General features: G+C 67.0%; 13 protein-coding genes and 1 pseudogene. 2 read left to right on the forward strand and 12 right to left on the reverse strand.

Going from position 1 to position 21,036, the window contains the following annotated elements:
* Positions 1-91 precede the first annotated feature (91 nt).
* The 11 genes from EAW56_RS07370 to EAW56_RS07420 all read right to left on the reverse strand — a co-directional run bounded on the left by EAW56_RS07370 (position 92) and on the right by EAW56_RS07420 (position 18,410).
* Positions 92-1,633, reverse strand: a complete 1,542-nt coding sequence (locus EAW56_RS07370; protein ID WP_122085909.1) for an acyl-CoA carboxylase subunit beta — start codon at positions 1,631-1,633, stop codon at positions 92-94.
* Positions 1,617-6,437: a polyketide synthase Pks13 gene (pks13, locus tag EAW56_RS07375; RefSeq protein ID WP_122085911.1), complete on the reverse strand. Its 4,821-nt coding sequence runs from the start codon at positions 6,435-6,437 to the stop codon at positions 1,617-1,619. Before pks13 ends, EAW56_RS07370 begins: the two co-directional genes overlap by 17 nt.
* Before the next feature lie 34 nt (positions 6,438-6,471).
* The gene (locus EAW56_RS07380) at positions 6,472-8,322 is read right to left on the reverse strand and encodes a FadD32-like long-chain-fatty-acid--AMP ligase (RefSeq protein WP_122085912.1); all 1,851 of its coding nucleotides are present in this window, start codon (positions 8,320-8,322) and stop codon (positions 6,472-6,474) included.
* 29 nt (positions 8,323-8,351) lie between these two features.
* The gene (locus EAW56_RS07385; protein WP_122085914.1) at positions 8,352-9,314 is read right to left on the reverse strand and encodes a cutinase family protein; all 963 of its coding nucleotides are present in this window, start codon (positions 9,312-9,314) and stop codon (positions 8,352-8,354) included.
* A 12-nt stretch (positions 9,315-9,326) separates the two neighbouring features.
* Positions 9,327-9,818 (reverse strand): DUF732 domain-containing protein, encoded by a 492-nt coding sequence (locus EAW56_RS07390; protein ID WP_122085916.1) that lies wholly within the window; start codon positions 9,816-9,818, stop codon positions 9,327-9,329.
* Complete coding sequence (locus EAW56_RS07395) at positions 9,815-11,776, reverse strand: alpha/beta hydrolase-fold protein (protein WP_095536089.1); 1,962 nt, start codon at positions 11,774-11,776, stop codon at positions 9,815-9,817. Before EAW56_RS07395 ends, EAW56_RS07390 begins: the two co-directional genes overlap by 4 nt.
* Positions 11,777-12,039: 263 nt before the next feature.
* Positions 12,040-13,050 (reverse strand): alpha/beta hydrolase, encoded by a 1,011-nt coding sequence (locus EAW56_RS07400; RefSeq protein ID WP_095536009.1) that lies wholly within the window; start codon positions 13,048-13,050, stop codon positions 12,040-12,042.
* Between the two features lie 76 nt (positions 13,051-13,126).
* Positions 13,127-14,950: an arabinofuranosyltransferase AftB family protein gene (locus EAW56_RS07405; RefSeq protein WP_122085917.1), complete on the reverse strand. Its 1,824-nt coding sequence runs from the start codon at positions 14,948-14,950 to the stop codon at positions 13,127-13,129.
* 13 nt (positions 14,951-14,963) lie between these two features.
* Positions 14,964-15,944 carry a decaprenyl-phosphate phosphoribosyltransferase gene (locus tag EAW56_RS07410; RefSeq protein ID WP_095536007.1) on the reverse strand — a complete coding sequence of 327 codons (981 nt, stop codon included), beginning with the start codon at positions 15,942-15,944 and terminating at the stop codon, positions 14,964-14,966.
* Positions 15,941-16,474 carry a phosphatase PAP2 family protein gene (locus tag EAW56_RS07415; protein WP_095537459.1) on the reverse strand — a complete coding sequence of 178 codons (534 nt, stop codon included), beginning with the start codon at positions 16,472-16,474 and terminating at the stop codon, positions 15,941-15,943. Before EAW56_RS07415 ends, EAW56_RS07410 begins: the two co-directional genes overlap by 4 nt.
* Positions 16,464-18,410, reverse strand: a complete 1,947-nt coding sequence (locus EAW56_RS07420; RefSeq protein ID WP_279629695.1) for a glycosyltransferase — start codon at positions 18,408-18,410, stop codon at positions 16,464-16,466. The genes EAW56_RS07415 and EAW56_RS07420 overlap by 11 nt, the downstream gene beginning before the upstream one ends.
* Positions 18,411-18,617: 207 nt before the next feature.
* Between EAW56_RS07420 and EAW56_RS07425 the strand changes: the two genes are divergently transcribed.
* Positions 18,618-19,778 (forward strand): ATP-binding protein, encoded by a 1,161-nt coding sequence (locus tag EAW56_RS07425; protein WP_122085919.1) that lies wholly within the window; start codon positions 18,618-18,620, stop codon positions 19,776-19,778.
* A gap of 22 nt (positions 19,779-19,800) precedes the next feature.
* Positions 19,801-20,571, forward strand: a complete 771-nt coding sequence (locus EAW56_RS07430) for an alpha/beta fold hydrolase (protein WP_095278997.1) — start codon at positions 19,801-19,803, stop codon at positions 20,569-20,571.
* Between the two features lie 286 nt (positions 20,572-20,857).
* Here the strand turns inward: EAW56_RS07430 and EAW56_RS13020 are convergent.
* Positions 20,858-21,036, reverse strand: a pseudogene (locus tag EAW56_RS13020) (succinyl-CoA--3-ketoacid-CoA transferase); the annotation flags it as partial.

Genomic DNA, 21,036 nt, shown 5'->3' on the forward strand with positions numbered 1-21,036 from the left:
CGACGAGATCGAGGGTGGAAGAGAGCATCGAAGCTATACCTTTCTGGTGAGGAGATCGTACGGTTAGCCTATCGGCACCGTAACCATTTCGTTACAGCGGGCTGATCGTGTGCTTCTTCGGCAGATCGGACTCCCGCTTGGTGGAGAGCTGGCGCAGGGCTCGTCGTAAAGCAATGCGCGTCTCGCTCGGCTCGATCATCTGGTCAATATAGCCGCGCTCCGCAGCGACGTATGGCGAGGTCATGTTCTCGTCGTAGAAGTCCACGAACATCTTCTTCATCGCCTCGCGCTGCGCGGGGTCCTCGATGGCGGCGAGCTGCTTGCCCTGGATCATCACCACGGCAGCAGAGGAACCCATCACCGCGATCTGGGCGGTGGGCCACGCCAGGTTGATGTCGCCGCACAGGTTCTTCGAGCCCATCACCGCGTAGGCACCGCCGTAGGCCTTACGCACAATCAGCGCGACCTTGGGCACGGTCGCCTCCACGCCCGCGAAGGCGAACTTCGCGCCGCGGTGGATCAGGCCCTCGCGCTCCTGCTGCACGCCCGGCAGGTAGCCCGGGGTATCCACCACGTAGACAATGGGGATGTTGTAGGCGTCGCAAGTGCGGATGAAGCGCGCGCCCTTGTCCGCGGCGTCGGCGTCGATGCAGCCGGCCTGGTACATCGGGTTGTTGGCCACGAAGCCGACCGCGCGGCCGTCGACGCGCCCGAAGGCGCAGATGAGGTTCTCCGCATAGTTGGCCTGGATCTCCACCAGGTCCTCGTCGTCGCCGAGCTGGACCAGCAGGTCCATCATGTCGTAGCCGGCGTTGGTGTCGTCGGGCATGAAAGAGTCCAGTCCGCTGTCGTCGAGCTCCTCGTCCGCGGGCGCGTCGACCTGCGGGGCCGGGTCGAACGTCGAGGTAGGCAGGTGCGCGAGGAGGTCGCGCACGTAGTCGAAGGCCTCCTCCTCGGTGGACACCACCGCCTGGATGTTGCCCGACTGCTCCTGCACGCGCGCGCCACCCAGCTCTGCGGAGGTGATGTCCTCGCCGGTCACCTCGCGGATCACGTTCGGGCCGGTCACATACATCTCGGATTCGCCATCGACGGCGACCACGAAGTCGGTAGTCACCGGGGCGTAGACCGCGCCACCGGCGGACTTGCCCAGCATGATGGAGATCTGCGGGCTGCGGCCCGACAGCGGGAGCTGGCGCTTCGCAATCTCGGAGTACATGGCCAGCGACGTCACCGCGTCCTGAATGCGGGCGCCACCCGAGTCCTGGATGCCGATGACGGGGCAGCCGATCTTGATGGCAAACTCCATCACCTCGACCACCTTGCGGCCAAAGGTCACGCCGACAGAACCGCCGTAGACGGTCTTGTCGTGCGCGTAGATCGCCACCGGGCGGCCGTCGATACGCCCGTAGCCGGTCACCACGCCGTCGGAGTAGACGGCTTTGTCGTCACCCGGGGTGCGCGCGAGCGCCCCGATCTCCACAAAGGAGTCCTCGTCAAGCAGGGCGGCGATGCGCTGGCGCGGAGTCGTGCGGCCGGCGTCGTCGCGGCGTTTCCGCGAACGCTCCGAGCCCGGGTCCTGGGCCTTTTCCAGCCGTGCGCGCAGGTCAGCAAGCTTATCGGCGGTTGTCATGCTCAATCCAATCGTTCATGTGCTTGCCCACGATCCCCACCGCGGGCTCGTCCACCACGGCGAGGTGGTCGCCGGGAAGGTGCACGATGGTCAGGTCGTCCACGATAGCGCCCCAGCCGCCGTCCTCGTCAATGTGCGCGTAGTTCGGCTCCAACTGGATCGCGCCGTCGTGCATGCGCTCCGCGCGGAACAGCAGCACGGGCACGGTCACGTCGGCCCAGCGGGTGAAGTCCAGGTGGTTGAGGATCTGGTTGTCTACAAAGGAGGCGCGCTGGTGCTCGAGCACCCCGGCGGCCAGGCCGTGCTCGGAGGCGTCGGTCGTAGCGAGGAACTGCGTGAGCATCTCCAGCAGCGCGTCCTCGCCCGCGGTCTCGAGCAGGTCGTAGGGCACCTCGAAGTCCAGGCCGTACGTCTCCTTGGCAAAGGCGGCGTAGCGGCCCCAGCGCGCCTTCGTCTCCTCCGGCGTGTCCGGGATCGGCTCGCTGGGCTGAGTGGTGTCCAAAAGCGCAATGAAGTCGATCTTCTCATTGCCTAGCTGGTGCGCGACCTCGTAGGCCAGCGCGCCGCCGAAGGACCAGCCGGCGAGCACGACCTTGCGGCCCTTCGCCAGCTCGGTGATGTCCTTCACGTACGCCGCAGCACGCTCCTCAAGCGAGCCCTCGAGGCGCTCCACGCCGTAGACCGGCACGTTGTCGCCCAGGCGGCGGGCCAGCGGCGCGTACACGCTCGACGAGCCACCGGCGGGGTGGAACACGAAGACGGGGTTGACCTCGTCGGAGCCGTCGCGGAAGACGCGGATGTTGCCCTCAACCTCGGTCTCGAGCCCCTCGCGCACGATGTTCGCCAGCGGCTCCAGCGTCTCCGCCTCGAGTACCTGCTTCGCGGTGACCTCGATGCCGGAGCGCTCGGTGAGGTGGTTGGCAATGTCGTGCGCTTGGGCCTCGCTTATCGACGCCAACGGGGACGTCACACCAGCTGCGGCCTTCCCCGCGTACTTCGCCCAGGCGCCGAACACCATGCGCTCGGAGGCGTCGCGCGGGGCCACGCCGACGCCCTGCGCCGGTTCGGCGGATTCCGCCTGTGCGGAAGGCGTGCTGGGCTCCGCCGGTGCCGCGGCCGGAGTTTCCGCCTGTGCGGAATTTTCGCGGCCGGCCACGGCCTCTTCGACGATGCGGATGACGTCGGAGACGGAGGCGTCGCGAAGCGTCTGCACCTGCAGCGGCGGGATCTGGAAGTCGTTTTCCACCTGGTTCTTGATGCGCATGCCCATCAGCGAGTCCAGGCCGAGGTCGATCAGCGGCAGCTCGTCGGGCAGGTCCTCCGGGTCGTAGCCCATGGATTCGGAGACGATGCCGCGCAGGCGGTCCGCCACCGTCTCGCCGGAGGCGGGGTCCCAGCGCACGGCCTCGACACCCTCGGCGCCTGCGGCACCCTCGCTCGCGCTCGGTGCGGTGGCGGCGTCACCCGTCGGGGCGATCTCCGCCACGCCCGCGAGCTGCTCATCGCCGCCGAGCGACAGCGTGGTGACAAACCCCTCCGCGAGCAGCGTGTCCTCGTTGAATACCTTCACGCTCGCGCCGCCCAGGCTCGGCTGGACCACCGTGGTGACCTCGCCGTCGGCGGGCAGGTAGCTGTGCTCCTCGCTCGCCACGACGCGGGCGCCCGGGAGCACCTCGGCCGCCGCGGCCTCGATGAGCTGGTAGGGACTAAAGACCTGGTCGGCCTGGGTAGCAAAGGCGACCTTCCCGCCGGGCAAACGGACCTTGGCGCCCAGCAGGGACCCGCCCGCCGCCGAGGGTCGGGCGGCTGTCCAGTAGGAGTTGGTGTGGAAGGCGGTGCGGGGGGCGTCGATAAGCGAGCCCTCCCCGTAGAAGCCCGCGAACTTCACGGGCATGCCGCCGACGTAGAGCTTGGCGGCGAGATCCAGCAGCGAGCCAACCTCATCCACCTTGCGCTTGGCGGTAAACAGCAGCTGCGCGTCCGGCTTGCCCGCGGCGAACGCGGTGTTCATCATGCCCATGAGCGCGACCGGGTTCGGGGTGACCTCCACCAGGGTGGTGTGGCCCGCGGCGAAGGCGGCCTCGGTGGCGTCCTGGAAGTAGACCGGTTGGCGCGTCATGCGCAGGAAGTAGTCCATGTCGTGCACGACCGCGCCCGCCGGGTAGACCTCGCCGCGGTCCACGGAGGTGAACAGCGGCACGGTCAGCGGATGCGGCTCGATGCCGGCGATGCTGCCGGCCAGGTCACCCAGGATCGGGTCGAGCGCGCTCGTGTGGCCCGCGCCGCGCACCTTCAGCTTGCGGGCGAACTTCTCTTCCTTGGTCAGCGCGTCCACGATGTAGTCCACGGCCTTGCCCGGGCCGCCGACGGTGGTCATGCCCGGACCCGCGTAGACGGCGGGCTCCACGCCCGCGGCCTCCGGGTGGGCCTGGATAAACTCGGCGAGCTGGTCGCGGGACAGCTCCACCACCGCCATCGCGCCCTCCTGGTCGGTGCCGGCGATCATGGCTTCGCCCTCGCCCATGAGGCGGGCGCGCTGGGTGGCAATGAGGATGGCGTCCTTGTCCGAGATGCCGCCCGCGGCGTAGGCGGCGGCGATCTCGCCCATGGACATGCCCATGGTTGCCGCCGGGGTAATGCCCATGGCGGCGAGCAGGTCGGTCTGCGCGATCTGGATCGCGGTGATGGTGACCTGGCCGGTCTCGGTGTCGTAGGTCTGGCCGTCGTCCGTGATGATGTCCAGCATGGACCAGCCGCCCTCGAACTGCACGTACTCGTCGAGCTCACGCATGCGCTGCGCAAAGAGCGGGGAGGCGTCGAGCAGTTGCTTGGCCATCTTGCGGTGCTGCGAACCGAAGCCCGAGTAGACGAAGACGGGGCCGACCGCGCCCGGCGCGTCGGCGGCGACGATGCCGGGGCCGATCTTGCCGTCGGCCACCTGGCGCAGGCGCTTCACGGCCTCCTCGGTGGTCGCGGCCTGCACGACGGCGGCGGAGCGGCCGTGGTTGCGCTTGGCCAGCGAGCGGGCGATGGGCGCGAGGTCCGCGTCGGCGCGCCCCTCCAGGAAGTCCGCGAGCTGGGCCGCGGCCTCTTTACGGCGCGAAGGCAGCAGCCCGGAGACTGGCAGCGCGACCTGCTCGGCGGCGCCGGCGACGAAAGCGGCGGCGTCGGTGTTTTCGGTGTCCGCTGGCTCATAATCAGCGGAGTCGAAGTCGGTGACCACCACGTGCGCGTTGGTACCGCCGAAACCGAAGCCGGACAGGCCCGCGACGCGGCGGCCGGAGTACCGGGGCCACTCGCGCGGGTCCTGCACGACCTCGATGCGCTCCGCGTCAAAGTCCACAAAGTGGTTCGGCGCGGTGAAGTTCGCGCTCGCCGGGATGGTGTCGTGCTTGAGCGCCTCGATCACCTTGATCAGAGCCACCACGCCCGCGGCGGACTCGGAGTGGCCCACGCTCGACTTCGCCGAGCCGAGCAGCAGCGGCTCCGTGGCCGCGCGGCCCCGGCCGAGCACCTCGCCCAGCGCGGTGGCTTCGATCGGGTCGCCCAGGATGGTGCCGGTGCCGTGGGCCTCGACGAGGTCCACCTCGTGCGGGTCCACGCCCGCGTCCGCGTAGGCGCGGCGCAGCACGTCTACCTGCGCGTCCGGGTTCGGGGCGGTCAGGCCGTTGGAGTGGCCGTCGGAGTTCGTGGCGGAGCCCTTGATCACGCCGAGGATCTCGTCGCCGTCCGCCATCGCGTCCTCCACCCGCTTGAGCACGACGAAACCGGCGGCCTCGGAGCGGACGATGCCGTCCGCGTCGTCGGAGAAGGCGTGGATGCGCCCGGTGGGGCTGATCACGCCCAGCTCGGAGAACATCAGGGACGCGAACGGGTTGGCCAGGATGTTCACGCCGCCGGCCAGGGCCACGTCCGCCTCGCCGTCGCGAAGCGCGCGCACCGCGTGGTGCACGGAGACCAGCGAGGACGAGCAGGCGGTGTCCACGTTCATGGACGGGCCGCGGAAGTCGAAAGCGTAGGAGATGCGGTTCGGGATAATCGAGCTCGCCGAGCCGGTCAGCGCGTACGGGTGCGCCTGCGCCGGGTCGGCGCCCATGAGCATGCCGTAATCATTTGCCGAAGAGCCCACGAACACGCCGACCTGCGCGCCGCGCAGCGAGTCGGCCGGGATGTGCGCGTCCTCCAGCGCCTCCCACGCGACCTCGAGCATGATGCGCTGCTGCGGGTCCATATTGGTGGCCTCGAGCGGCGACAGGCCGAAGAACTCGTTGTCAAAGGACGCAATGTCGTCGAGGTAGCCGCCGTCCGTGGACTCCTCCGCCATCTTGGTGCGCAGGTAAGGGTCGCCCGTGTACTCGCTCCACCTGCCTTCGGGCAGCGGGCCGGTGGCCACGGTGCCGTCGACAAGCAATTGCCAAAACGCCGCCTGATCCTTCGCGCCCGGGAAGCGGCCGGCCGAACCCACAATCGCGATGTCGCGCTGCGCCGGGGCAAGTGCTTCACGACGCCCACTCGCCCCCTCACTCACGCCCCCCTTCGGCTCGGGCTGCTCGGGCTGCTCGGGCACAGTCAGCGCCTTGGCCAGGGAGAGGATGGTCGGGTGCTGGTAGGCGATAGTGGGGTCGACGCGGCGGCCGAGCGTGCGCTCGAGCTCGCCGGAGAGCACCACGGCATCACGAGACGACAACCCGTAGGCCTCGAGCGACTTGGCCGGATCGACCGAATCGGCACCAGTAACGTCGGCGGCCTCGGCGGTCTGGGCCACCCATTCCTGCAGCCAGCGGATCAGTTCAGTCTCAGTCATTGCGCGTGAGTTCATAACACCTAAGGTTATCGTCCTACTGCGGGTTCGCGTTAGCACGCTCCTGGAATTGCTTTGCGTTCACCCGGCGCGCGATCTTGCCCGACGATGACCGCGCGATCTCGTTCGGCGCGCGGAACTCCACCACGTCCGGGGACACGCCGTGGTGCGAAGATACAGCCGCGCGGATCGCTTCCTCCGCGGCGGCGTCGCCGGACGCGTCGGCGGTGTCGCCGCGCTCGACCAGGATGACCAGGCGCTCCACGTCATCGCCCGGGACGGAGAAGGCGGCGACGGAGTCCTTGCGCACATGCTCGGACGCCTCCATCACGGTGGCCTCGATGTCCTGCGGGTAGTGGTTGCGCCCCGCCACGACGACCAGGTCCTTCACGCGGCCGGTGATGTAGAGCTCACCGTCCACGAGTACGCCGAGGTCGCCGGTGTTGAGCCAGCCGTCCTTCGGCAGGCTCTCCTGGAGCGTCGTGCCGATGGTGTTGGCAAATGTGTCGGCGGTCTCCTCCTTGCGCTCCAGGTAGCCGCCGGCCACGTTCGGGCCGTGGACCCAGATCTCACCCACCGAATTTTCCGGGACCTCGTCCTTGGTTGCTGGGTCAACGATGGCAAAGCGCATCCAGCTCACCGGCTGGCCGTTGGACGCGAACTGGACGCCCTCGCCTTCCGCCACCTCGGCGGCGGTGCCGGCCGCGAGCTGCTCGCGGTCGAAGGAGGTAAAGCGCGGCAGCTCCGTCGTCTTGCCAGCCTGCGGGGTGGATACCAGGAGGGTCGCCTCGGCCAGGCCGTAGGAGGGGCGCAGGACCTCGCGGCGCAGGCCCGACTTGCCAAACGCGGTGAAGAACGCGTCGACGCCCGGCTTGGTCACCGGCTCGGAGCCGATGATGATGCACTCGAGCTGGGAGAAGTCGTAGTCCTCGAGCCCGTCGGGCGCGGCATAGCGGGCGGCCATGTCCAGCGCGAAGTTCGGCGCGACGGTGTAGATGCGCATATCCTCCGGGTCCGACTCGCGGCGGGAGAGGCGATCCATCCAACGCTTCGGCTGCTGGACGAAATCCTGCGGCGTGAAGATCTCCATCTCGTTGCCCAGGATGATCAGCAGCGTGGTGACCACGATGCCCATGTCGTGGTGCAGCGGCAGCCAGGACACCAGGCGCATCGGCTGCTGCACGCCCACGCCGGAATAGATCTGGATGACGTTGGACACGATGGACTCGTTGGTCAGTTTCACGCCCGCCGGGGTGCGGGTGGAGCCGGAGGTGTACTGCAGGAACGCGGTCTGGTGCGCGGTGTCCGCGCCGGCGGCACCCGCCGCTTCCGCCGCTGCGCGCAGCTCGCCCCAGCTCTGGGCCAAGGTGTCCGGCAGCGCGTCGACGGCGATGACGCGCGGGCGCTGCCCCGACGGCAGGTCGGCGAAGTAGGCGCGCACCGCGGCGGCGCCCTTCTTGTTGGTCAGGACCGTCTTCGCGCCGGAGTCATACAGCACGGCGCGCAGGTGGCCCTCGTGGCCGGGCTCGTTCGGGTCATAGAGCGGGACGGGCACCTGGCCCGCGTACATCGCGCCCATGAAGCCGAGGATGTACTCGGGCGAGTTGGCCGCCAGGATGGCTACGCGGTCACCGGGCTTGCCCACCTGGGCCAGGCGCACGGCGATCGCTTTGATGCGGGTGTTGACCTCTCGGCGCGTGTACACAACGGAGTTGCCCTCGGCGCTATCGGAGTAGTCCCAGAACCTGATGCTCACGGCATCTGCCTGCCCGGCTTGCTCGGCTGCGGCGTAGAGCATCTCCGTCATGGCGGGGATGGTAAATCCCGGCGGGATCGTGATGTTTCCGGCCTCGTCGAGGAAGCGTGCGATGATTGCGTCGAGATCCATGTCTGGGCCCTCCAAAAATTAGTTAGTACCTACAAAGCATCTATAGTAGTGCGCGCCCAATCCAGCGTCCACTGTGGTGTGGTCGTTCCCGGAATCACATCCGGGTTTGTCGCATACATCGCGTGGTTTCCGCTTGCCATTACTAACTCCTGCGCACGCTCCAGCGCGTTGCCCACACGCGCAGGCGCATCGCACACGGTGTCCGCGGGTGCGCAGATCTCAAAGGCGCGGTCCGCAACCTCGCCAAACCCGCCGGGGCGCGCGCCCGTCATGGTCGCGCCCGGCGTCACGCCGTCGGCCACCAGCTGCAGCGGCTGCAGCGCGATCTCCGCGCCCACGCCGGTCACCGGCGCGCCCGGGTTCACACCCACGCCGTTCTCGCGGCGCCCGTCCGCAATCATCACCGCGCCAAGCAGGCGCTCCGGCGGCACAGCGTTCATCCCGGTACCAATCTCGTTGGCAATGTCGCCCACGATCACCGCGCCCTGGCTGAACCCGGCGATGATGAACTTGGTGCTCGGGCATGTCGTCGCCACGTGCTTCAGCTCGCCGTTGAGCTTCGCCTTGCCCTCGGCGCGGGAGTCGTCATACGTCATCTCGCGCCGGCCATGCTCAGTCTGGATGTTCCGGAACTGCGCGGTGTACGGCACGGTAAACACGCGGACGTGGTTGATGTCGTACTCCTGCTGGAGCGGCTGCGTGATGGAGAGCATGAAGCTCTGCGGGTTAGCCTGCGGATTGAACGGGTCATCATCCGCCGAAGACTCCCAGGTGCCGGGCACGGAGACGAACTCCACGGCCGGGCACCAGTCCGGCTCCACCGGTTGCTCCGGGTCCTGCGACCCGCCCCCGGTCTCGCCCTGGCCGGGCACCGGGGACAGCGCCGAATCACCGGATTGGTCCGACGCCTGCCACTGGTAGACCCCCAGCCCGATGACTGCGAGGACCACCAGGACGGCTGCAACCACAAAAACGTTGCGCCCTTTGCGCATGAAGTGCCTTTCTTAGCAGAGGTTCGCGCGCGCGGTGTCCGCAATCAGCGTGCCCAGGGCAGCGGGGTCCATGTCGGTGCGCCGCTGCGCCACGAGCTGGCCGGCGACCGCATCGCGCGTGACGGTATCGTCCGAGCACACCGTACGCCCCGTGGCTGTGAGTTGGTCCTCAACTCCCTCCACGTTCAGTCCGTTCTGGCGGAGCTGCTCCAGGTAGGTCTCCTCCTGCGCGGTAAAGCCCGAGGCCTGCTGCGGCACCGAGGTCACCTCCTGCGCCGGCTGGTCCTCCGGCCGCGAGCCGGACTGGGCCGCCGGGGCCTTGGAGCTCGTCGCCTCAGAGCGGGTGGTGCCGGGGGCGTCGGTCGAGGACTCCGCCGGGGCGGAGGAGGACTGCTCAGCGCTTGCCGACGCCTTCGCGTCCTCGCCGTCAACGGTGGTGGAACCGGAGCAGGCGGCGAGGGAGAGAGTGAGCGTCGCTAAGCACAGGGCTCCGAGACGCCTCATCGCTTCACCACCGTGCCATTGACCTGCTCCAGGGTGCCGTGCTGGAAGCTGATGGTGAGACCGCCGGCGCTGATGTCCTGCATGTCCGAGGTGGGCCAGCCCAGCTCGCCCTGTTCGTAGCCGCGCTTGCCCCACTCGTCGAAGATGTCGCCGTAGTAGATGACGTGCGCGCCGGACTCAGCGGACCAGTAGATGTTGCCCTTCTCAAACGGCTGGAAGAACCCGCCCTTGATGGCAATCTCGTTGCCTGTGGGGAAGCCCAGGTCCGAGGTGGCGGTGCCCATCTCGCCGTACTTCGCGCCGATCGCGCCGTGGACGATGTGGTGGGTGCCGTCCGGGTTGCGGGTGAGGAAGCCGCCCTGGAACTGCTGGACATAGCCCTCGCCAACCTTGTTGGCCTCCTTGACCGGGTACTTCAGGTCGCCTGTCTCATAGCCGTTCTCGCCCCACGCCTGGAACATGTCGCCCGGGATGGCGTAGGCGCCTGTCTCCGGGGTCCAGTAGATGGAGCCGTTTTCAAAGTGCACGAAGCGGCCGACGCCGTCCGGGGTCGCCTGCTCGCCCGTGGTGGGGAAGCCGAGCCAGCCTTGCGCGCCGCCCAGGCCGCTGTACTTGGCCAGGATGGCGCCGTACAGGGCGTGCGCGCCGGTGTTGGGCGCCCAGAAGGCGGTGCCGCCGCGGAAGTCCTGGGCCTTGCCCTGCTTGTCCTTGCCCGCGTCGTACTCGTTGTTCACGCAGGAGCCGATCGAGCCGTCCGCGGTGACCTCGGCGATCGCGCCAACCGGGGTGCAGTCCGCGCTGCGGTCCGCCTCGGCCACGCCGAGCGAGTTGGCGATGTAGGGCCACGCCTGCGTCATCTCGAACTGCCAGTACTCCCAGGAGTGCACGCCGGACGGGCGGAACTTCACAATCGGCTTGACATTGGTGCGGCTGGCGTAGTCCACGAAGGTCTGGGTGGACAGACGCGAGAGCACCTCGAGGCCCACGCCCGCCGGGTTGGCCGCGCCCTTGGCCACGGAGTCCGGGCTGCCAAAGTCGTCGCGGCCCGAGCCGGAGGAGACGTAGACCGTCTTGCCCTCCAGGTTCTCAATGCCCAGCTTGGGGTCGTGGTCGACCCAGTCCTGCGAGCCGAGCGGGCCCCACATGGCCTCCGCGTCGTAGCCGCCCGCGTCCAGCTGCGCCGCCTTGATCGCCGACGGCATGCCGGTGGTCGTGGTGTCCAGGTAGCCAGAGAAGGAGCCGACGAAGTCAAACAGGTGCGGGTTGCGCTCCGCCAGGTTGATTGCCGAGGTGCCGCCCATGGAGATGCCGGTCAGCGCGCGCTTGTCGTTGGAGCGGAAGCGGTTGTGCAGGACCGGGATGAGCTCCTTGATAAAGAAGGTCTCCCACTTGTAGTTCTTGCCGTTGTTCGGGCGCTGCCAGTCGGAGTAGAAGGAGGACTCGCCGCCCACCGGCAGGATCACGTTGACGTTCTTGTCGGCGTAGAACTGCTCGATGTTGGTCTCAATGGTCCAGCCGTTCTCGTCATCACGCGCGCGCAGGCCGTCGAGCGCCCAGACCTCCGGGAACTTCGCGTCCGGGTTCTGGTGCCAGTCGCGCGCCAGGAGGATCTGCACCTGCATGAGTTGGTCAGGCATCGCCGCGGACTTGATAAACACGGCGACGCGGCGGTTGGTCAGCCACTCGATGCGGTCCACGCTCACGCCGTCCGGCAGGCCCGGGATTTGCGGGTGCTCGTCAACCTCGATCGGGGTCCGCGCCGGCGGATCCTTCGGACGGATCGCGTCCGAGAGACCGCGGGAATCGCCGAACGTGCTGCTGCCACTGCTCAGCTGTGCCTGCGCCTGCGGGGCGACGCCGGGAAGCGCCGATGCGACCATGAGCGCCGCAGTGGGCACTGCTGCTACCCGAGCGATACGGGCACGCAGCCTCGTGTTGGGGGAACGGTGTTCGCGCATGAAGGTGTCCTGCCTCATCAATTCATCTGGTCATGGGGGCGTCGCGCCCCTGCAGGCTGGTCCGGGGGTTCCCCTCCCCCGGCGTAGCCAGTGCACGAGCGCTTGTGTAACCCAAAGGTTAAGTTTGACTTGAGACTTTACACGGTGACACGCCGGGAACTTTTGGGGCAAATGTTTTCCGTGTGACTGCGCCGCGCAGTGCCAGAACGCACGAAGGCCCCGCTCCCGCGAATGCGGGGAACGGGGCCAGCGGCAGCCGGGGTTTACCAGGCGTTCATCACGTTGAGAATGCGCGGCTGAGTGGCCACGAGCTGGGAGCCGAACTGATCCCAGTTGTGCAAGCCAGTCGGCGTGAACACGGCGGTGTGCTGTACGCCCGTCACGGTCGCCTTCGCGCTCCACAGGTGGGTGGTGAAGTTGGCAATGGACTCCAGCGCGATGCCCGACGCGCGGTGCTCCGGCAGATACTTGTCATCGGCCGGACCTGGGACCGCGCTACCGGAGGACACGTAGACGTCCTTGCCGCGCAGGTTCCCCATGTTCAGGAACGGGTCGTTCTCGTAGCGGCGGGGATTGAAGATGGAGCCCCACATGGCGTTGAGGTTGTACAGGCCGCCGTCGAGAAGCGCGACGCGTAGCGCCGTCTGGCCACCAGGGATGGTGGTGGTGAGGTAGCCGGAGTACGAGAGGACCTGGCGGAACTGGTTCGGGTGCAGCGCGGCGAGGTTGATCGCGGCGGTGCCGCCCATGGATAGGCCGAGGATGGAGTTGTTCGTGGGCGAAACGCCGAAGTTGTCCCGCAGGTAGCTCGGCAGCTCCTGGGACAGGAAGGTGTCCCACTTGTAGGTCACCGGGTGGTTGAAATCGTACGTCGCGGGCGCGTTCCAGTCCGTATAGAAGGAGGACTGGCCACCGACCGGCATGACGAGCGTGATGTTGTTGTCCTTAAACATCTGCGCCGCGTTGACGTCGTTGACCCAGGCGTTGGTGATCTCCGTGGCGCGCAGGCCGTCGAGCATGTACAGGCCCGCGTTGCCGCCGCGCTGCGCCGGCTGGATCTGCACGGTGATGTGGCGGCCCATCGCGGGCGACCAGACGGTGCAGCGCTGTACCCAGAAGCCGACGCGGTCCCACTCGCACGTACCCGTGGAGTCGGGGCGCAGCCAGTCGCGGTTTGCTGCCGAGGCTTGCGGGGCGCTCACCACTGCGCCCAGGGCGGTCAGCAGCGCCATGAGCAGCGCAAGCAGACCACGCTTCGATTTCGTCGCGGACATTACTCTCCCAACTTCGGTGAATGTTTTTCAGCTTTTGGTTACAGCAACGTTACCAAGTTGAGACCGTAAGAGCCATTCAATTCACCGGCCAGGCGATCCGCGTCCCCGAAACCCCAGGGTCCTCACCCTTTTTAATCTCCCGGATCGTCTCGTCCGAGAGGTAGACCGTTGGATCCTGCTCAAGCTGGAGCGAGCGACCGTCACCCAGGGAATACTGCACATTCTCCCAGAAACGGTGCCAGCTCATCGGCTCGCGCGAGCTGGCCAGCAGGTCCGCGATCGGCTCCTCGCGCAGCGCCGCGCGCACCGCACGCGCCTGCTCGCGGTCCACGTCCTTGGGCATCGAGTCGATCTTCGTCGCGGAGTCCGCCACCTGCCACTCCATGGGCAGATACTTGTCGTGCCCGACGCGCCCCTCCGGGTCGCGGGGCATGCGCGCGGCCAGGGGCGTGGCCAGGCCCACCGAGTCCAGCACGCGCATCTCCAGCGGCGCGTTCATACTCGTCATGCCCAGGTTGGTGAGGTATGCCGTGGTCGGCAGGTCCAGCAAGTCGCTCCCCTTGGCCTCGTCCTCGTCCATGCGGGGGCGCCAGTACCAGGAGTACTCGTCCGGGTGCGTGCTCAGCCGCGCGATGTTGAGCTGCCCGGCGTCGTGCTCCTGCCCGTTCTCCACCGCCTCGGTCCACGATTCCATCAGTTTGGAGCCGAGGAAGTCCTCCGCGTGCCGTGGCGGGTCGGCCGGGCTCTGGCCGATTGCGTAGGACCAGAACTCGCGCTCGTCGACAATGTTCAGCTCCTTCTCGCCGCGCTCGTACGCGAACCAGTCGATGGGGTGCGCGCGCACGATCGTCACGCCGGCGAACACCGTCGCGGCAAGCGTCAGCGCGATGGTCACGCGCGTCAGCGGCACCGTCATCATCGGCAAAAGCAGGGCAAACAGCGGCAGCAGCAGCATGCGCCCGTGCATGAAGTCGCCGCCCACGCGCAGCACGTACAGCACGTGCACGAGGGCGCAGCCCGCGGTGAGCAGGACAATTGCTAATCGACGCCCCCTCGCACCCCGCAGCAACCACACCGCACACCCCGCGACGACCAGCAGCGGCAGCCAGAGCCAGTAGTAGCCAACAAAGTCCCAGAAGTAGGTCCCGCCCCGGGCCCACTCCGCGTCCGAGGCGGACTTGGCCACCGCCGTGTGCGGGGTGAGCAGGCCGTAGAAGCCCATGCGGAATAGCTGGTACGCGGCGGGCACCGGCAGCGCGGCTGCGAGGATGCCCGCCCACTTGCGGGGACTGTACGCCAGCAGCACGATGCCGGTCACCCCGCCGTAGAGCGCAAGCTCCGGGCGGACCAGCCACGACAGGCCGCACCAGAACGCCAGCCAATACCCGGACACCGGGAGGGCGCGGCGCCCGATCGGGGCGGCCCACTGGACCAGCAGCGCCCACCACACGGCGAGCCACATGATGCACAGGCCCCACTCCAAACCGGAGGTGGCAAAGTCGCGCGCAGGCGGGAGCGCCAGGTAGATGAGGATGCCAAACGGCAGGACAACGCCGCGGGTGGCGGCAGCCTGGTCCCAGAACCGGCCCGAGCCCACGGTGGCCACGACGGCGCCGATGACGGTGCAGGCGAGCGCGAGCCACATCGCCACGTCCTCGAGCCGGGCGCCCGTGAGCCAGCCGAACGCCGTGATGAGGTACTGCCACAGCACTGAGGTGTTGGCCTCCACGCGCTCGCCGATGTTGAACACGGGGCCGTTGCCCGCGAGCAGGTTGCGCACGGTGCGCAGCACGATGAGTCCATCGTCGGACATCCAGCGGCGGGTAAATCCTCCCCAGAACGCAAAGATGCCCGCGATTGCCGCTGCAGCGAGCAGCGAAATGCGGGCCTGTTTGTTCATTCCAGCGATACTACTAAGCCACCGCCGGAATGACGTAAACCGCCATGACGATGCAGAGGATCCACGCCAGGGCGAGCAGCTGCAGGACGCGGTCCTCCAGCGCGATCTCGTCCGGCGCGCCGCCCTTGCCACCGTCCACCTCTGCCGCGTAGCGGAGGATAGCGATGACGAACGGGACCATGGAGATCTGGTACCAGATCGCGGCCGGGCCATCGGTGTCGTTGGACAGCTGGAAGCCCCACAGCGCGTAGCTCATCACGACCGCCGTTGCGGACAGCGTCCACACGAAGCGCAGGTACGTGGCCGTGTAGCCCTCCAGCGCCTTGCGGATCTTCGCGCCCGTCTTCTGCGCCAGCAGCATCTCCGCGTAGCGCTTGCCCGACGCCATGAACAGGGAGCCGAACGCGGCCACCAGCAGGAACCACTGCGACAGGGCGATGCTTGCGGCCACGCCGCCGGCCATCGTGCGCAGCATGAAGCCGGACGAGACCAGCGCGATGTCAATCACCGGGATGTGCTTCCAGCCGAAGCAGTAGCCCAGCTGCAGGGCAATGTAGATGCCGATGACCAGCGCGAGCGCAGGGCCGTCCGTGGCCAGGAAGGACAGGCCCAGGGCCAGGGCGATGAGGATGGCAGCCATGCCGAAGGCCAGCTTGATCGGCAGCATGCCGGAGGCGATCGGGCGGAACCGCTTGGTCGGGTGCTCGCGGTCCGACTCGACGTCCAGGGCATCGTTGACCAGGTAGATAGAGGACGCGCCGAGGCAGAAGACGATGAATGCGAGTGCGACGTCGATAAGCGTGCGGCCCGTAAACTCACCGGCGGCGAGCGGGGCGGAAAGCACGAGCACGTTCTTGACCCACTGCTTGGGGCGCAGGCCCTTGATCATCGCGTCGGGCAGGTTCTTCGGCGGCTTGCGCTTGGTGCTGATGTCCACGCCCGTGGTGTGCGGCTCCGGCTTGAGCAGGGGCTCGTCGTATTCCTTTTCCGTCATCGGGTTGTCCTTTCCACCTCAACTGCAACCTTGGCCACCGCCGCGCCCAGCGCAGCGCCCGCCAGGGTGTCCGTAGGGTAATGCACCCCGAGCACGTTACGCGAACACATCATTACCGGCACGAGAAGCCACGGCAGTTTCGAGCCCGTAATGTCCGCGAGGTGCACCGCGGCCGCCGCCGTGTTCGTCGCGTGCGAGGAAGGAAACGACAGCTGCGACGGCGTCTTCACGCCGATCTGCACGCGCGGGTCGTGGGGGCGCGGCCGCCGCACGATGCGCTTGAGCACCACACTCGCCGCGTGCGCAACGAAGGTGCCCGCGCCCAAGGCCAGCCACTTCCGGCGGTTCGCGCTTGTCGACGCCGCGCCCACCGCAGCCACGCCCATCCAGCCCAAGTCGTGCTCGCCGAAGTGGCTCAGCGTGCGCGCCACCTTCGTGGTGGCCGGGGTAAACGCGCGGTCTTGCAGGGCGATGAGCAGCTCGGCCTCACGGGCGTCGAGCGAGTGCTTGTTACTGGGCTTACTGGGCATCGAAAATCTTCCCCCACTCCTCGTGGCTGGTCAGGCGCGGCATCGCGGCGCGGTACTCGGACTGCAGGTCCGCCCACCGCTCCTTGATCTGCGCCTGGAGTTCCTTGGTCTGCTTGAGCAGAGCGTCGCTCGTGGCCTTGTCGCGCTTGCGGAAGGCCACGCCCGTACCGCCGGCGGTGGATACCGTAGCGGAATCGACGCGGGCCAGCGTGTACCAACGGGCCTCCTCGGCCGTGAGGTTGAGCTGCGGCGCGTCCCAGTGCGCGCGGTCCTCGGTGGTGAACTGGTGGCGCAACGCCTTCAACGCCCACGGAATCTTCTTCACCTTGGCCAGGCGACCGCCGATGTTGCGGGTGGGCACGCCCGGCGCGCCGGTGGGCGCAGGTAGGTCCGCGGCGGAGCCGATGACCTGAGCGTCCGGGTACTGCTTGCGGATTTCCTGGATCCTTGGCAGCGAGGACTCGAGGATGCTGAACAGCTGGTCCGGCCCCTTGAGGAAGTCCTGCATGGCCTCCACCTGGATCGCCATGGTGGAGTACTCCATGCACATGATGTGCTTGTAGGTGGATTTGAGCATGTTGCGCAGGATGCCGTCGGCCTTCTCCGGGCCGTACATCGCGGCGACGATGAGGCGGTTGCGCAGGTGGAAGTAAGCCTGCCAGTCGATCGCGTCGTCCTTGTCCGCCCACGCCATGTGCCAAATGGCCACGCCCGGCCAGGTCACCGTGGGGTAGCCGGCCTCCTTGGCGCGCAGGGCGTACTCGGTGTCGTCCCACTTAATAAACAGCGGCAGCGGCAGGCCGAGCTGCTCGGCGACGGCGCGCGGGAACAGGTTCATCCACCAGCCGTTGTAGTCCACGTCGATGCGACGGTGCAGCGCGCGCGAGGTGGTCTTGCGCGGGTCCAGCTCCTCTTCCTGGGTGCCCACGTAGCCCAGCGGGTACTTGGAAAAGTCGTGGTCGTAGACGGCGTGCTCGGCAGCGCCCCACATGAAGGTGGAGCGGTCCACGGCCTCGCCGGTGGTGCGCAGCTGCGCGCGGTCCTGCAGGTTGAGCATCTGCCCGCCGACCAGGATCGGGGTGCGCGCGTAGCGGGCTGCCTGCACCGCGCGCACGATGGAGTCGGGCTCGATCGCGATGTCGTCGTCCATGTAGAGGATGAACGGCGCGTCCGTATTGTTCAGGCCCTCGTACATGATGCGGCTGTAGCCGCCGGAGCCGCCCAGGTTGCCCTGCGGGAAGATGCGCAGCTTGTCGCCGAGCGCGGCCTGCGCCTCCGCGAAGTCCGGCTCGTCCGCCGGGTGCTGGTTGCCCTGGTCCGGCATGAGCACGTGGCTGATGCACGCCTCCACTACCGGGTCCTCGGCCAGCGCGTGCAGCGCGTTGACCGCGTCGCGGGGGCGGTTGAACGTGGGGATGCCCACGGCGACCTGCTTGGGCTGGGGAGGGATCGTGGTGGCGTCGTGAAGCACCTGCTCCTGCGGCGCCTGGTCGGCGCACCACGCGGCGTTGGTGACGGTGGCGTCGGACTCCGCGGTGATGTCGAACCAGAGCCAGCCGCCGTCCTCGAAGTTTTTCAGCGGGAGCGGGATCTCCACGTGCTGGTCGGCGACCTCAACGTTGGTCACGCTGATGCGCACGCCGTCGTGCTTCGAGCGGTAGACGGAGATGGTGGCCGCGCCCTGAATATCCAGGCTCAGGACCACGCGGTCCAACTGCGACCAGCGACGCCAGTAGGAAGCCGGGAACGCGTTGAAGTAGGTCTCGAAGCTGACCTCCTGCCCTTCCGGGACAGTCAGGGTCGTGCGGTCCGACCAGCGCACGCGCTGCTTATTCTGCTCCGCCTCAACGAGGTACAGCGAGCGCACGTCGTGCGGTTCGCCCCTGCGCGGCATGAGCACGCGCGCCAGCGTCTCTACGGCAATCTGCGTATCCAAGAGGTCTCACTTCCACTGTATTTGTGTACTGGGTTTGTGTACTGGACGTATTTCAGACAGTTCCTCCCCAGCGTAATGGCTCGCGGCCCGTTTGCTTCGTGCGGCTCGCGCGGCAGCGGGGTTTTCGGGTTGGGATGACAGAGCGGTTGCGCAGCGCCGGAATAGTAACAGTAGTAAGAATAGTAACGAGTAAAAACGAGGTGCCTCATGCCACAGCTGCCGCGACGCCCCCGCAACCCCTACACCGCCACCATGGGCAAGACCCCTCCCGTCGTGGCGGGTCGCGACTCCTACGTCCAGGACTTCGCCGAGGCGCTTTACGACGGCCCCGGTACTCACGAGCGGATTTCCATCGTCACCGGCCCGCGTGGCATCGGAAAAACCGTGCTGCTCAACGAGTTCGAGGGTGCCGCACGGCAACAATCCTGGCTCGTCATCTCAGAAACCACGACCGAGCATTTCAATGAACGCATCCGCGATACGCTGATCCGGAAAATTCGGGAGGCAACCCCTGACAGCACACGCCTGAGCTTCGACTCAACTTCCGACCAAGCTCCGCCTCAGTCGCTTCGCTCAGTGCTTGAGGAGTGCTTCTCCCTACTTGAGACGATTGACCAGAAAATGGGTAAACCACCAACTGGCATCCTCATTACTCTGGATGAGCTGCACTATGCGCACGTGCGCGACATCATCGAGTTCGGCACGACCATGCAGCACATGATCCGCGAAGACCGCGAAATTGCCGTCGCGATGGCGGGCATCCCCGGCGCGGTGAAACCGCTACTCGCCGCCAACGAAGGGCGAAACCCTGTCACTTTTCTCCGACGCGCGAATCGTATCGAGATGGGGCTCGTGCCGCTGGACAGCGTCGCCAATGCGCTCGAGGCCCCTGCTCTCGAGGTGGGAATCGAATGGACCCCGGAGGCGCTCGAACTCGGCACCGAGGCGACCGGGGGTTATCCGTTTATGATCCAACTCGTCGGGCAGCATGCCTTCCGCAACACGAGTGACGGAATTATCGACGAATCCGCGGTACGTGCTGGTATTGAGACAGCGCGACGCAAACTCGGCGAGCTGGTTCATGAACCGTCGCTTGCTGATCTTTCAGATGTGGACCGCACATTCCTCACCGCCATGTCGAAAGACGATGGGCCGTCGCGGATGGCCGACATCGCCGAGCGGATGGGGGTTGATCCGCAATACGCGGGCACGTATAGGAGGCGTCTCATTGAGGCCGAGATGATCCGCCCAGCCGGCCGCGGTTTCGTGGATTACGAGCTGCCCTACATCCGGGAGTACCTCCGCGCGCATCCAGCGTCCGACGCCACGAAGCAGCTGTCCTTTCCACCAGAAAACTTCGACGTGTGATACAGACCATTAGACTGTCCGCATGACGATTCTGCACTCCGTTGATTTTGGCCCCCGCGACGCGCACCCGGTGGTGTTCCTCGGCTCCATCGCCTCCACCACCGACATGTGGCTGCCGCAGCTTGATTCACTGGCCAAGGACTTCCGTGTTATCGCCCTCGACCACCCGGGCCACGGGCTCTCCCCCGACCCGCAGGCCATGCCCGGCGAGACCACGATCAATGATCTGGCCAACAATGTCCTCGACACCCTCGACGCTCTCGGTGTGGACGAGTTCGACGTGGTCGGCCTTTCGCTCGGCGGCGCGATCGCGCAGTACCTCGCCGCCACCAGCGGCCGCGTGACCAAGGCAGTCTTCATGTGCACCGCCGCCAATTTCGGTGGCCCCGACACGTGGGCCCCGCGCGCCGAGGAAACACGCGCGGAGGGCATCGCGCCCCGGGTGCAGAGTGCCATCGAACTGTGGGTCACGCCCGAGTTTCGCCAGGAACGCCCGGCGCTTACTTACGCTCTCACCCGCATGATCGACTCCACCCGCGGTGAGGGATACGCCGTCGGCGCCGATGCGCTCGCAGGCTGGGACTACACAGAAGAACTGCGAAACATTACGGTGCCGGTCCTCACCATCTCCGGGGCCGTGGACCCCTCCACCCCTCCCGAGGTCGTCCACGCGATCGGGAAAATGGTCGGCGGCGAGTCGCAGTCCGTCACGCTCAGCGGCGGTGGGCACGTACCCACCGTCGAGGTGCCCGACGAGGTCACCCGCGCGATCCGCACCTTTATTACTGAGTAGACCAATGTAGGTCAATCCCCCGAAACACAGCTGCCACTAGTTGGTGTGGCGGCTGGCGGCCGCGATGGCCTGGAGAACAGTGTTCGTCTCGTAGGTCAGGAAACGCTTCCAGAACTTCATTGCAATTCTCCTTTCTGTTTGCCTGTGGTTAACTTCGAGTTAACTTTAAGCAGTTTAGTTGGTTCACGTCAAGTATTGACGGGGATCAACTATCTAAGAGTGCAAGAAACGCCCCGCTGTCCACGGACAATGTGGGCAGCGGGGCGCCAAGAAGCGAGGGGCGCGGCTACACGGCAACCTCGAACGGCGCCTCAGTGGCCTCGCGGACGGAATCAACTGTCTCGCCCGGGGCGACCTCGACGAGGGTCAGGCCGTTCTTCGGGTCAACCTTGAACACGGCGAGGTTGGTAATGATGAGGTCGACGCACTTCGCGCCGGTGAGCGGGAGGCGGCACTCCTCGAGCA

This window comes from Corynebacterium gottingense (genome assembly GCF_003693265.1).
Lineage (GTDB): Bacteria > Actinomycetota > Actinomycetes > Mycobacteriales > Mycobacteriaceae > Corynebacterium > Corynebacterium gottingense.

Coding starts and splice junctions, on each gene's coding strand:
- EAW56_RS07370 (WP_122085909.1), bottom strand. CDS start 1,633: ATGACAACCGCCGATAAGCTTGCTGACCTGCGCGCACGGCTGGAAAAG.
- pks13 (WP_122085911.1), bottom strand. CDS start 6,437: ATGACTGAGACTGAACTGATCCGCTGGCTGCAGGAATGGGTGGCCCAG.
- EAW56_RS07380 (WP_122085912.1), bottom strand. CDS start 8,322: ATGGATCTCGACGCAATCATCGCACGCTTCCTCGACGAGGCCGGAAAC.
- EAW56_RS07385 (WP_122085914.1), bottom strand. CDS start 9,314: ATGCGCAAAGGGCGCAACGTTTTTGTGGTTGCAGCCGTCCTGGTGGTC.
- EAW56_RS07390 (WP_122085916.1), bottom strand. CDS start 9,818: ATGAGGCGTCTCGGAGCCCTGTGCTTAGCGACGCTCACTCTCTCCCTC.
- EAW56_RS07395 (WP_095536089.1), bottom strand. CDS start 11,776: ATGCGCGAACACCGTTCCCCCAACACGAGGCTGCGTGCCCGTATCGCT.
- EAW56_RS07400 (WP_095536009.1), bottom strand. CDS start 13,050: ATGTCCGCGACGAAATCGAAGCGTGGTCTGCTTGCGCTGCTCATGGCG.
- EAW56_RS07405 (WP_122085917.1), bottom strand. CDS start 14,950: ATGAACAAACAGGCCCGCATTTCGCTGCTCGCTGCAGCGGCAATCGCG.
- EAW56_RS07410 (WP_095536007.1), bottom strand. CDS start 15,944: ATGACGGAAAAGGAATACGACGAGCCCCTGCTCAAGCCGGAGCCGCAC.
- EAW56_RS07415 (WP_095537459.1), bottom strand. CDS start 16,474: ATGCCCAGTAAGCCCAGTAACAAGCACTCGCTCGACGCCCGTGAGGCC.
- EAW56_RS07425 (WP_122085919.1), top strand. CDS start 18,618: ATGCCACAGCTGCCGCGACGCCCCCGCAACCCCTACACCGCCACCATG.
- EAW56_RS07430 (WP_095278997.1), top strand. CDS start 19,801: ATGACGATTCTGCACTCCGTTGATTTTGGCCCCCGCGACGCGCACCCG.